The organism is Pseudoalteromonas sp. ASV78 (assembly GCF_047806705.1).
GTDB classification, from domain to species: Bacteria; Pseudomonadota; Gammaproteobacteria; order Enterobacterales; family Alteromonadaceae; genus Pseudoalteromonas; species Pseudoalteromonas prydzensis_A.
The window spans coordinates 933,033-944,851 of record NZ_JBLOPA010000002.1 but is presented as its reverse complement, the minus strand read 5'-3'; the positions used below and the strand labels follow the sequence as shown (position 1 = coordinate 944,851).

12 protein-coding genes are annotated in these 11,819 nt (G+C 41.9%); 7 read left to right on the top strand and 5 right to left on the bottom strand.

Annotation, left to right across the window (positions count from 1 at the left end; translation table 11 throughout):
* Positions 1-169 precede the first annotated feature (169 nt).
* Positions 170-1,375: a sugar efflux transporter gene (locus ACMVDV_RS22035; protein WP_416159686.1), complete on the top strand. Its 1,206-nt coding sequence runs from the start codon at positions 170-172 to the stop codon at positions 1,373-1,375.
* A 56-nt stretch (positions 1,376-1,431) separates the two neighbouring features.
* Here the strand turns inward: ACMVDV_RS22035 and ACMVDV_RS22030 are convergent, their stop codons facing one another.
* Complete coding sequence (locus tag ACMVDV_RS22030) at positions 1,432-3,699, bottom strand: TonB-dependent receptor (RefSeq protein ID WP_416159685.1); 2,268 nt, start codon at positions 3,697-3,699, stop codon at positions 1,432-1,434.
* 256 nt (positions 3,700-3,955) lie between these two features.
* Between ACMVDV_RS22030 and ACMVDV_RS22025 the strand changes: the two genes are divergently transcribed.
* The 6 genes from ACMVDV_RS22025 (at position 3,956) to ACMVDV_RS22000 (ending at position 9,727) form a co-directional block, all read left to right on the top strand.
* The gene (locus ACMVDV_RS22025) at positions 3,956-4,963 is read left to right on the top strand and encodes a LacI family DNA-binding transcriptional regulator (protein WP_416159684.1); all 1,008 of its coding nucleotides are present in this window, start codon (positions 3,956-3,958) and stop codon (positions 4,961-4,963) included.
* A gap of 111 nt (positions 4,964-5,074) precedes the next feature.
* The gene (locus ACMVDV_RS22020; protein WP_416159683.1) at positions 5,075-6,325 is read left to right on the top strand and encodes an MFS transporter; all 1,251 of its coding nucleotides are present in this window, start codon (positions 5,075-5,077) and stop codon (positions 6,323-6,325) included.
* The gene (locus ACMVDV_RS22015; RefSeq protein WP_304182512.1) at positions 6,322-7,821 is read left to right on the top strand and encodes a trehalase family glycosidase; all 1,500 of its coding nucleotides are present in this window, start codon (positions 6,322-6,324) and stop codon (positions 7,819-7,821) included. Before ACMVDV_RS22020 ends, ACMVDV_RS22015 begins: the two co-directional genes overlap by 4 nt.
* A 195-nt stretch (positions 7,822-8,016) precedes the next feature.
* On the top strand, positions 8,017-8,709 hold the full coding sequence (locus tag ACMVDV_RS22010) for a response regulator transcription factor (protein ID WP_304182513.1): 693 nt from the start codon (positions 8,017-8,019) through the stop codon (positions 8,707-8,709).
* 140 nt (positions 8,710-8,849) lie between these two features.
* On the top strand, positions 8,850-9,311 hold the full coding sequence (locus tag ACMVDV_RS22005; RefSeq protein ID WP_416159682.1) for an HIT family protein: 462 nt from the start codon (positions 8,850-8,852) through the stop codon (positions 9,309-9,311).
* A 44-nt stretch (positions 9,312-9,355) separates the two neighbouring features.
* Positions 9,356-9,727, top strand: a complete 372-nt coding sequence (locus tag ACMVDV_RS22000) for a hypothetical protein (RefSeq protein ID WP_416159681.1) — start codon at positions 9,356-9,358, stop codon at positions 9,725-9,727.
* Here ACMVDV_RS22000 and ACMVDV_RS21995 read toward each other — a convergent pair.
* From ACMVDV_RS21995 to ACMVDV_RS21980, 4 genes are all read right to left on the bottom strand, one after another.
* The gene (locus ACMVDV_RS21995) at positions 9,724-10,110 is read right to left on the bottom strand and encodes a DoxX-like family protein (protein WP_416159680.1); all 387 of its coding nucleotides are present in this window, start codon (positions 10,108-10,110) and stop codon (positions 9,724-9,726) included. The two genes, ACMVDV_RS22000 and ACMVDV_RS21995, sit on opposite strands and share 4 nt — an antisense overlap.
* A 78-nt stretch (positions 10,111-10,188) precedes the next feature.
* Positions 10,189-10,962, bottom strand: a complete 774-nt coding sequence (locus ACMVDV_RS21990) for a CsgG/HfaB family protein (protein ID WP_304182517.1) — start codon at positions 10,960-10,962, stop codon at positions 10,189-10,191.
* On the bottom strand, positions 10,963-11,403 hold the full coding sequence (locus tag ACMVDV_RS21985) for a curli assembly protein CsgF (RefSeq protein ID WP_304182518.1): 441 nt from the start codon (positions 11,401-11,403) through the stop codon (positions 10,963-10,965).
* The gene (locus ACMVDV_RS21980; RefSeq protein WP_304182573.1) at positions 11,393-11,758 is read right to left on the bottom strand and encodes a curli production assembly/transport protein CsgE; all 366 of its coding nucleotides are present in this window, start codon (positions 11,756-11,758) and stop codon (positions 11,393-11,395) included. The genes ACMVDV_RS21985 and ACMVDV_RS21980 overlap by 11 nt, the downstream gene beginning before the upstream one ends.
* Positions 11,759-11,819 lie beyond the last annotated feature (61 nt).

Here is an 11,819-nt window from a genome sequence, read left to right as displayed (position 1 = left end):
AAAAACCACAGTTTACAAGCTGTGGCTGTGTTTTTATACGTAGTTTAATGGCTGGTAAAATGTGCTTAATGTAAATTGTAGTGATTATTAAATAACCCACTTTGTATTTTAATATTACTTAAAGCCGCGTATAATGCGCGGCCTATTTTTAGTGTCTGTGTGGTGTTTTTTGAAGTCGATATGCAAACAATATGGTGTGGTATTTATCTTGTTAAGCTTATTAACGGGCTTAATTGGCGCATTTGTTAATCCACTAATGAGTTTGTTTATTGTGGAAGGCTTACAAAGTCCACCCATTTATTTGGGCGTATACACCACAGGTGTCACGCTAATGGGCATTCTTTTTAGTCAATGGCTAGGCGGATTGGCTGATAAGGGCGTAAGCGCTAAAAAAATGTTTATGATTGCGGTCTCAGGGATGGCTCTGGCATTAGTCATATTCGCTAACGCAACATCTTTTTGGCAGGTGTTTGCAGCCGGCGTGTTGTTGCTGTCAATGGGCAATGCCGCGATACCGCAAGTTATGACCATTGCTCGTCAGTGGGCTGATGAGCAAGAGCATATTGATATCACCCAGTTTAATACTCGCCTGAGAGCCGCCATTTCATTTGCGTGGGTCGCAGGACCGCCACTTGGCTATCTACTTGCATCAGGGGTTGCCTTTAGTCGCTCATTTTATACCGCAGCTACGTTTGCGTTGTTGGCATTAATTTTTGCGATAAAGTTTTTGCCCAGCGTTAATGCTAACGACAGAGCTAAAAAAGCTGAACCAAATCAGCCGATCAATCACTCTTTTTGGGCCTTAGGGGCTGCTATAACATTTGCTTCAATTGGTAATATTATGTACGCCAGTGCTTTACCACTTTATACAATAAATGAACTGGGTTTTGCTAATAATATGCCTGGCATATTTATGGGCATGGTGGCATTAATTGAGATCCCTGTGATGTTGTATAGCGCCAAGCTCAGCAAGCGTATCACTAAAACAGCCTTGTTGGGCTTTGCTTTTAGCTGCGCTATGTTGTTCTATATTGGCGTATTTTTTGCCGTTCAAGTATGGCAATTCTTTGTACTACAAGGTGTTAATGCTATTTTTTACGGGATCTTTGCGGGTATCGGCCTGACTATTTTACAAGAGCAGCTACCTTCACGAATTGGTTTTACCTCTGCTTTTTATGGCAATGCCATTAAAGTAGGGGTGATGCTAGGCACTGCTAGTACCGGTTTAATTGCCCAGTGGTTTAGTTTTCGCTTTGCTACGCTAGGCTCGCTTATTGCGGCAAGCCTTGCATTGAGCTGCTTATTAATATTTAGTTATTTCAAGCGCCAAGAGAGCGAGTCACAAGAGCGGCTTTTAGTGCAAAGCGTGATTTAAAAAAGCCGCAGTGTATTAACCACCGCGGCTTTGGGTATTGATCTAAGGAGATGAGTTTAGAATTCGTAGCTGACACTTAAGCGTGTTGTACGCGGCATAATGTAACGGCCATTGGGGGCGTCGGCATTACGTGGGTCGCCTTCGGTGATCCCTTGCTCGTCGGTTAAGTTATCAATAGCTAATTGTAGTTTAATGCCTTCCATTGGCTCCAAAATAAAACCTAAATCAACTTTTTCGTAGCCATCAAGTGTTACGGTGTTTTCGTTATTACCAAAGCGGTCATCAACCGCTGACAAAGTACCATAGAGTGTGGCGTACATGCCGTCTATTTCGAAGTCATAACTTGGTGTTACACGTACTTGCCATTTCGGTTGGCGCTGTGCGTCATTACCTTTATTTTCTGGACTTTCGGTAATTTCGGTTTGTTGTAATGTGCTATTTAAATTAACAGAAAACCCCGATTGATGATTAAAGTTGTAATCAAGCTCAATACCGTAGGCTTCGTTGGTTAAAATTTCCGCAGGCTCACCTGGGCGGCGTACAAAGGTATCGCCTTTTACTTCGTTGCTAAATAAAGTGGCAAAAAAGTCAGTGTTTTGTGTCATCAACTTATAGCCTAGCTCAGCTTGGGTGACTTCTTTTATTAGCTTTTCGCCACCTTGGTATGCACCGTAGTTATCTCTAAAGTCATCAAAGTAAGGCATTTTGTAGCCGCGGTTAACACGGGCAAATACGCCCATATCATCATTCAGAGAGTAATTTAAACCGGTAGTCCATGAGGTTTTGCTTTCATCATATTGCACGGTTTGATTAATAACACCATCAAGCCCTTCGTCTACGCTGTACTCTACATCATGGCTTTCATAACGCAGGCCACCATCAAGGGTGAGAGCTTGGCTTAATTTATATTGTGCTGTGCTATAAAAAGCATTAGTGCGTGCATCACCTGATGAATTAATGTCGTAATTAAAATCACAGCCTTCAGTGCTTTCGTTGCAAGCGATGTCATTGAGCATTTCACCACCCGCTTCTAATACATGATAGGCGGTATTGCCTAAGCTCCACCAGTCGTTGGCTGAAGTGCTGGCTGTGTAATAGCCGACAGCAACAGAGAGCTCTTCAAACTGCTTAGAGAATGCTAAGTCATTAGTAAATGAACTAATTTCTTTGAGTACCACCCAACGACCCAATTGCTGCACGGGTGTATTGCTAGCGTAAGTTGTGCCTGTCGCGGCGCCTATCGCAGACTGGCCATTATCAGCCACTTCACCCAATGTAGTCGCGGAGCCTGCTGGCACTAAACCCAATGTATTGGCATCGCCTTTGGTGATATTAAAGCGGTCTGAAAAAGTCCAGCCATTGTCAAATTCAAGTTTAATGCTACCACCCGATACATGGCCATCCCAACCGCGGCCATCGCCAATATCGACTTGGTGCGCGTCATTATTTGGCCCGGTATAAATGGTTGCTTGGCGATTTAGCGTGCCAAGTTGGGTGTACTCAGCATCAATGCCATCAACATTGAGCGGCGTGGGTAAGTACCATGCGCCATGATCGTCGGTTTGGCGAGTGTAGAAATTCATTTCACCGTTATCGAGTTCTTTAGTGATATTAATCGTAAATTGGCTGCCTTTCTCTGAGGTAAAGCCTGCATCACGAATACCTGGTGAGCTTTTTACATAGCCGCCTACCATAAAGTAAAGGTCATCTGATATTTCACCGCTGACAACGGCGTCAACACGTTGCAAATCGTAATCTGAGGTGGTGTATTTAAATAAACCTTGAGTGTCTTCACTGCCACGTTTTAAACGAAAGTTAGTGGTTAAACCAGGTTGGCCGTTAGAAACCACCGGGTTTGGACCGCCACGCAGTGCTTCCATGGTTTCGATGGTTTCGTCGATTCTAAAGAGTGACGAGTTTTCTAAAAACGATAATGTTGGCGCAGGGTAAACGGGTGAGCCTTCAAGACTTAAAGTTAAAAATGGCGCGTCGCCACCACCAGGAAAGCCGCGTACAAACACATTCGCACCCGATTCACCGCCAGAGCTTTCAACCCACACACCAGGCACGGCTTTAAACAAATCAGCGGTGCTTTTTGGTGAAAGTTTAATTATTTGTTCGGCATCAATATTGGTAACCGCGTAACTGGCATCAATTTTACGAACGCCTATACCCGCAGGTGTACCAGAGACGACAATGCGTTCAACTTTTTTATCTGTGGTCGTTTGCTTGCTATTTGTGTCTTGATCAGCAAATGCAGCTTGGCTGGATAGCGCTAAAAAAATAGCGCCAGCAAGTTTGCTTGGTGTGTGTGTTGTTGTCATGTTGCTTTCCCATTTTTTGTTCGTTATTTAAAAAACTATAAATAACAAAGCACTAACTAATTTAATGAAATGTTAATGCTGTGTTCTTTTAAACCTTAGAACTTTATGCAAACGTTTGCAATTATTTTTTACAACTTTCTGTATTATTTTTATACACCCTGATGTTTATTATGTAATTTAAGTCTTGGCGCAGCCTAATTTTAATAATGGTGGTATATTACAGCTTCACGATTTAAGGAAGGCTGCGTACTTAGCAATGAATAACAAACAACTAAAGTTAGCGGATCTAGCCAAGCTTGCGGGTGTATCAACCTCGACAGTTTCTCGCGCATTAAATGATAACCCATTGATAAAAAAAGAAACGCGAGATAAATTAAAGCAATTAGCTAAGCAACATAACTTCAGTTTAAATACCGCAGCGAGTCGCCTTCGTTCGCAAAAAACCAATGTAGTCGCCGTGATCATTAATTTTGACAGTGGCACAGAGCAATCAATTAATGACCCGTTTTTACTTAAAGTCGTCGGAGAAATAAACCTCGCGTTGAATAAACAAGGGCTAGAACTGTTGCTGTCAAATTCCTTTATGGCCGGTGATGACTGGGCGAATTACTTTATCAATAGTCGCCGTGCCGATGGCATTATCGTGGTTGGACAAGGCAAAGATCCGGCAAACATTGAAGCCGCCGCTAATGCCGGTGTGCCCTTAGTTGTTTGGGGTGACCCAAAAACCCCCAGTAATTATCCCATTGTAGGCAGTGATAACTTTGTTGGTGGGCGCTTAGCGACTGAGCACTTATTAACAGGGGGGGCTAAAAATATCTTGTTTTTAGGGGATCCAGGGCATGCTGAAATAGGTGAGCGCTATCGAGGTTATCTTGCTGCAATAACTACCGCGAAAGCTAAACCACACGTAGTTTCCATCGATATTACCAGTCGTGCAGCGTACCAAGGGATCAACCAATTGTTGGTTGAAAAAGGTTTATGCTTTGATGGCATTATGGCCTGCAGTGATATGGTGGCATTAGGCGCAATGAAAGCGTTAAAAGAGCGCTATATCAGTATTCCAAATGACGTTGCTTTGGTTGGTTTTGATGATATTGCGATGGCAGATGTGAGTCATCCATCGCTTTCGAGTATTAAACAAAACACGCAGCGAGCCTCAGTATTACTGGTTGAAAAATTATTAGCACAATTGCAAGGCCAGCCAGCTGAATCGCAAGTTGTTGAAATAGAGTTAATTAACCGTCAATCTAGCAAAGGTTAAGCTGGTGATCTGTAGGGTGAGTTAACTCATTTTTGAAATTTAAAATGCAAACGTTTGCATTTTATTTTCCGCTACACTATGCTAAAAGAAATCAACATCAGGTTAACGTGTATGAATCCAATAAGAATAACCATAGCGTTGGCATGTAGCTATTTCGTGTTTGCTATTTTGCTCAATAGTGTTGGCACGGTCATTTTACAAGCCATCAATAGTTTTGACATATCTAAAACTCAAGCCTCTGTTTTAGAAGGCTATAAAGATCTAACCATCGCAATAGTTTCATTTGTTGTCGCCTCTTTTATTCCCCGCGTAGGGTATAAGTTAGCGATGTTAGTGGCGCTGGGGGCGGTAACGCTGATGTGCTTGATAATGCCATCAATTGCGCAGTTTTATGCGTTTAAACTGCTGTTTGCTGTGATTGGTTGTAGCTTTGCGATTATGAAAATCTCGGTTTACTCGGTCATAGGGCAAGTGACTGATAGCGCTAATAAGCACTCCGCACTGCTTAACACCATTGAAGGTATATTTATGCTCGGGGTGTTATTGGGCTATTGGGTGTTTTCAGGGTTTATTGACCCTACTAACGCACAAAGTACCTCGTGGTTGAACGTATATTACTTATTAGCCGTGCTAGTCGGCGTTGCTTTTGTCAGTGTGTTACTCGCGCCGATAAAAGCGCCGCAACAAGCAACATTACAAAGTAATCAATGGCGTGCTTTTATCGACATGCTCAGGCTTGCTTATAAACCGTTAGTGATTATTTTTATTATCAGTGCTTTTTTGTATGTGCTGATCGAGCAAGGGGTGGGGACTTGGTTGCCTACCTTTAACAACCAAGTGCTGAAATTACCGGTTGATGTCAGCATTCAGTTGGCAAGTTTATTTGCCGCTGCTTTAGCGTTTGGCCGATTAGTGGCAGGGCAGTTATTGCGCGTTGTGGGCTGGTATAGCTTGTTGTTAACTTGCTTAATTGCAATGGCGGCGTTGGTGCTGTTAATTTTGCCATTGACCCATGATGTTGATGGCAGCCACATAACCAGTGTTTTTGAGGTGCCCTTTGCAGCGTATATGCTACCGCTGATTGGCTTTTTTATGGCGCCGCTCTATCCATTACTTAACTCCGTAATGCTCAGCTCACTTGCTAAACACCAACATGCGCCGATGACCGGACTCATCGTGGTGTTTTCTGCACTTGGTGGAACTACAGGTTCGGTTATCACCGGTTTTATCTTTGATAAATTTAGCGGCCAACATGCTTTTTATCTCACGCTGATCCCCATCAGCTTATTATTGATAAGCGTGACTTTATTTAAAAAAATGACAGTGAATTTAGGCGCAGTGCTAGAAAAAGGAATGATATGAATTTTGTAAACAGCCAATTATTTTTAGATGTGCAACTGGCGGCTATATTTAGTGACAGTAAGACTTTTGCAGATGCAATTGCTAACGATAGCTGGCAAGGTGCATCGCAACTTTACTTGCAAGTAAAGCCATTAACCACGCAACAGCTAGCAGAATTTGTAGCACAGCACTTTACTTTAGAGTCTACCGCATTACCGAAAATGCAGCTTAGCAGTGACGATGCACCAAGCTATATCGCCAGTTTATGGCCATACTTGCAGCGTAATGCCGACACAGTCAAAAGTAGCTCTTTAATGCCGCTTAAGCACAACTACATAGTGCCAGGTGGCCGTTTCCAAGAAATATATTACTGGGATAGTTATTTCACTGCGCTCGGTTTACAAGACATTGGTGATATTGACAGTATCGACGCAATGCTGGCTAATTTTATTGACTTGCAAAACCGTAATGGCTGTATTCCAAATGGTAACCGTAGTTACTACAGCTCGCGCTCGCAGCCACCTATTTTAGCGCTGATGGTGGATTTACTTTGGCAGGCTAAATACCGCGATGAGCATGACTTAAATTGGCTAACTGATTGTATAGCTGCGTTGCAGCACGAGTATGAATTTTGGATGCAAGGTGGTGAGCTGCTTTCAGCGCAAATACCTGCCCATCGCCGTGTGGTTAAAATGCCGTGTGGCGCTTTGCTAAATCGCTATTGGGATGATGAAGCGACACCAAGGCCGGAATCGCTACGTGAAGATTTACACGATGCTGCTTTATTGCCTGAGCAGCAGCGAGCTAGTTACTATCGTAATATTCGTGCTGCTTGCGAATCAGGCTGGGATTTTAGTAGCCGTTGGTTAGCAGACAGCAGTGAACTAACGAGTATTCAAACCACCGATATTATCCCTATCGATTTAAACAGCTTACTTTATCACCTTGAAAAACAACTGAGTGTTTACTGCCAAATAGTAAACGACACGAATAAACAGGCATACTTTGAGCTTCAAGCCACGCGTCGAAAAGCTGCCATTAATAAGTATTTATTTAGTACTGAGCAGGCTTTTTTTGTCGACTATAACTTTAAGCAAAGCGTGCAATCAAACGTCTTATCGCTTGCGGGGGTGGTACCATTATTTGTGAACTGTGCAAATGAGCAACAAGCCCTGCAAGTTAGCAGTAAAGTAATGCAAGACTTTTTAAAACCAGGCGGTTTAGTGACGACCTTACACGACACATCACAACAGTGGGATAGCCCCAATGGCTGGGCACCATTACAGTGGTTTGCGGTGCAGGGCTTAAGACAGTATGGCTTTGTTGCTGATGCAAATACTATTATATCTCATTGGCTGCAAATGATAGAAGCACGCTTTAGGGTCGATGGTTGTCTATTAGAAAAATACAATGTTTGCGATTTAGCAAACCAAGCTGGTGGGGGTGAATATAAAGTACAGCAAGGTTTTGGTTGGACCAATGGCGTTACGTCACGATTTTATAATTTAGCTAAATAATTTATTGGTAACAAAGGTTTGTGTTTTTGTATTGGCTTAATGAAAAGGGATTATTATGAAAACCCTTTAATGGTCAGACGTCTAGACGTTTAGCTATTTTTATTTCTTTATAAATCAATGGATTTGAAAAAAAACAGGTTGAATATTGTAGTTGATTTAGGTATTGTAAACAAAATGTTTCAAGGATGAGATGCAATGATTCAACCAACCTCTGTATTTATCAAAACCGTTTTAAAAATGCCAGTGCGATCTCAGTGCTATCCCTATTTAATTAAAACGTTAGATGCATTTTTTAGCAAAGTGAAAATGGATGATAGTCTACCGCACTGTAACAATCGCAATGAGTTTGACCTTTTTTTAATTGATAGCAATGGCTGCAATTGGCAAAACTTAATTCCAGCGGACTTACTGGCTTTGGCTAAAGTGAAACCGGTTATTGTGTTTAATGCGCAGTCGGACGCTATTTGTGAAAAAAACCTGTTACTTAATAATTTTAAAGGTGTTTTTTATAATAATGACCTTCCTGAAGATGTGTTCACAGGATTAATGCGGATAATCAATGATGAACTTTGGTTTAGCCGTAAAATTATTTCATCAACATTTAATGAAGTGCTGGCCATGGTAAGTCGTTTTGAGCCGCAAGCTAACCACGATACTGATAGTGAACATGAAGCATTATCAAATCTAACTAAACGTGAAAAATCAGTGATCTATTTACTCGCACAAGGGGCGAATAATCATAGTATCGCAGAGCGTTTGAATATTAGTGATCATACTGTAAAAACTCACCTTTATAGCGCCTTTAAAAAAACCAACTCTCGCAATCGCATCGAGTTATCTAATTGGGCGCAGCGCTATATGGCGATTAGGCTACCATTGCAAAATTAACTGAACAGCGTAAAGCAAAAATATGGATGTAATTGCAATCGGTACATTTGCTGCTTACTATACTGTTTTTCAATTTAAACCTTTATGGCTATGTTAACCACTGAATAGCTATAAACATCGAGAAGTTCAAGGAATGAATTATGATGCAATGTGTATTTTGCGATATTGTTTCGGGTAAAGAGCCTTGCCATAAAGTGTGGGAAGACGATGAACATTTGGCTTTTTTAACTATTTATCCAAATACTAAAGGGGCGACTGTGGTTATTCCTAAACAGCACCTTTCAAGTTATGCCTTTGCACAATCTGATCAAGTACTTGCAAAACTGATAGTGGCGACTAAAAAAGTAGCCCTTATTTTAGACGCAGCACTAGATGGAGTGGGGCGAACCGGGATGTTTTTAGAAGGGTATGAAATTGATCACCTGCATAGCAAACTATCGCCAATGCATGGCACTGGCAGTGGCTCTGATTTTCATCATATAGAACCCACATTCGGGCCCTTTATAGAAAAATATGAGGGTTATTTATCATCTCATGATTGTGAAAGAGCCGACGACAGTGAGCTTGCCGCGTTAGCTCAATTACTTCGAGAGCATGCGTAGCGTTTTAGTCGTTAGATTATTTTAGAGCGGATGTAAGGAACACTATGTTAGAGGCTGCAGCACTTTTATTGATATTTTGCGGAGCTGTTCACTCATACTTGGGTGAAAAGTATATTTTGATCCGCTTATTTAAGCGTGACAACTTACCAAAATTATTAGGCAGTGATTGGTTTACAAAGCGGGTGTTGCGATTTGCTTGGCATTTAACCACCATAGCTTGGTGGGGCTTTGCGGCCATTATTTATTTCATACTCAATCCAAGCGGTAATTACAGCATTGATATTCTGCATATTATTGCTGTGGTGTTTATCCTAAGTGGCATTCTATCGCTGACGTTTACTCGAGGTAAGCACTTGTCGTGGATATGTTTTTTTTGCATCGCAGGATTATGCATTGCAGTTGGCAATAACTACTAGCAGCGGTTATTTTCTGGTTGAGCTTTTAGACTGTTTAATAGCACTAGGCTTAGGCCAATAATTGGCAAGTTTGTCGTTACGGGATTAAATGCTTCAATTAAAAGCTGTGGTTGTAGCGCGACAACAAAGAGTAGTAACCCAATCAATGCCATGATATTTAACACAATGATTACTTTTGATTGGTAATATACAAATAGTAGTATGGCAAAGATAACTTCACCCACACCCGCCGATTTAGTGATTAAGTAGGACATCGATTCTGACAAGCCAAGGCTTGCCGTCATCAGTTTTTCAAGTGGGGCGATATGAATCAGTTTTGGCAAGATACCGTGATATAGCCAGCTAAAACTAATGATGTATCGGGCAATTTGGACTGATGACATATACTTTCCTTGGTAAATGCAATTGATGCTAGTCATTAGTATACAGCCTTAGCAACAGTAAGGCTGTCGTTGGGGGGATCAACTACGCTTGGTGGCCCATATACCTTTATCTATGCCTTTAATGACTAGATCGCTGAGGGCTTTTTCAATTGCTTGGGTAACGCAAATACTCATGGGTTCGTTGTCGGTATAGCCAGCTTCTGCTTCGGCTAAGCGTTTATAACTTACATAACGGAAAAAGCCTGCGCGCATTTCTTGGCTGAGTACTTTTTTGCTAGTGGCAACGGAGAGCAATACTTGACCGGTACGCACATCTACAGCCCGTAAGTAAATTGAAATTGCATCTTCACGGTACAGTTCAGATGCGCCGATACCAAAATATTCCATGCCAAAACCACCGGTTTTTACATTGGTGTCGTAGCTGATAATGCCGCCTTCTAAAATGATTTTAGCGGTGGTCAATGGCGGTAATTCAACCGCATTGGGTTGTTCAGCCTGTGCTGCGCGGATGATTTTTCGTTCGGTCAGGATATTTTGTAAACCTTCACGCTCAACGGGCAGAAACCAATCTGATTCGTGCAGCGCTTGCATTAAAATTGAGTTAGCGCCTTGGGTGACCGCAGTTGAAAATGAACTGACGTTACCTTGTGGTTTGTACTGCCCTGTTTGATCGCGAAATGAATACACTGAAACCGCAATACTCCCAGCAGGTGTAGGTAATTGCTGTAGCGCTTGAAAGGTTTCGGTTGGCTCTAAACTGTTTGCTTGTTGTGGTGATGGTGGGAGCAAATTACCCATGCTACTGCATGCGGATAACACAAGGCTGAGCACGACAATGAATAACGATTTCATTTAGCTAAACCTCGGTACTTCAATCACCACAACACTGTTGTCGGTGGTATTGGTGATGCGCACTGTTATTGAATCTACGGTGCTGGTGATCACCTGAATTTCATAATCGCCGCTTAAGAATATAGAGTCTTGGTTAAAAATACTTTCATCTAGCTCTTCACCAAAGGCAATATCGGTGATCTCTCTAACCATACGGTTTAGGTAAGTTCGCTCGAGTGAGTCTTGAAATTTTTCCGCATAGCTTTGCTCAATGATCGGCGCTTTATGTTTGTTCTGTGCTTGTGCTTTGTTAAGCAACATACTGGCATTGAGCGGGCTACCACCAAAACTTGGATTAATGGGGGTATACACAAGTTCTGTGGCAGAGATTGATAAAGGGAATAACAGGACTAGTATTGTTGTTATATTTTTTATTGAGTAGGGGGTCATTTTACCATCCATTTTTTGCCATATCAGGCGAAGCTTGATGCAAATTAGAGCGCGCCATTGCATCCATTACACTGTATAAAGCGTGTTCCACACGTTCATCTATTGGCTCTAAGCGACGGCCTAAATAGGTGACATACACGATTTGATTATTCATTACTAAGGTCAGTTGTGTGCCCGCACGAGGAAGTACGGTTTCTTTTATTTCGATATTAAAACCAGCGGTTGAAGGTAGATCGCGCCAAAGGTTTGAAAATTCAAAATAAAACTGGTGACCAAAACGACTAATGCTGCGATCGAGCACTAGGCCATCTATTTCTAACTCCTCAGCACCTTGAGATAAGGCAGTGAATGTGGTTAAAAACAACATGCTTAGGGCAGTAATAAAGGTTTTCACTAACATCTGTTTAAATAAATATGGGGGGCATGCC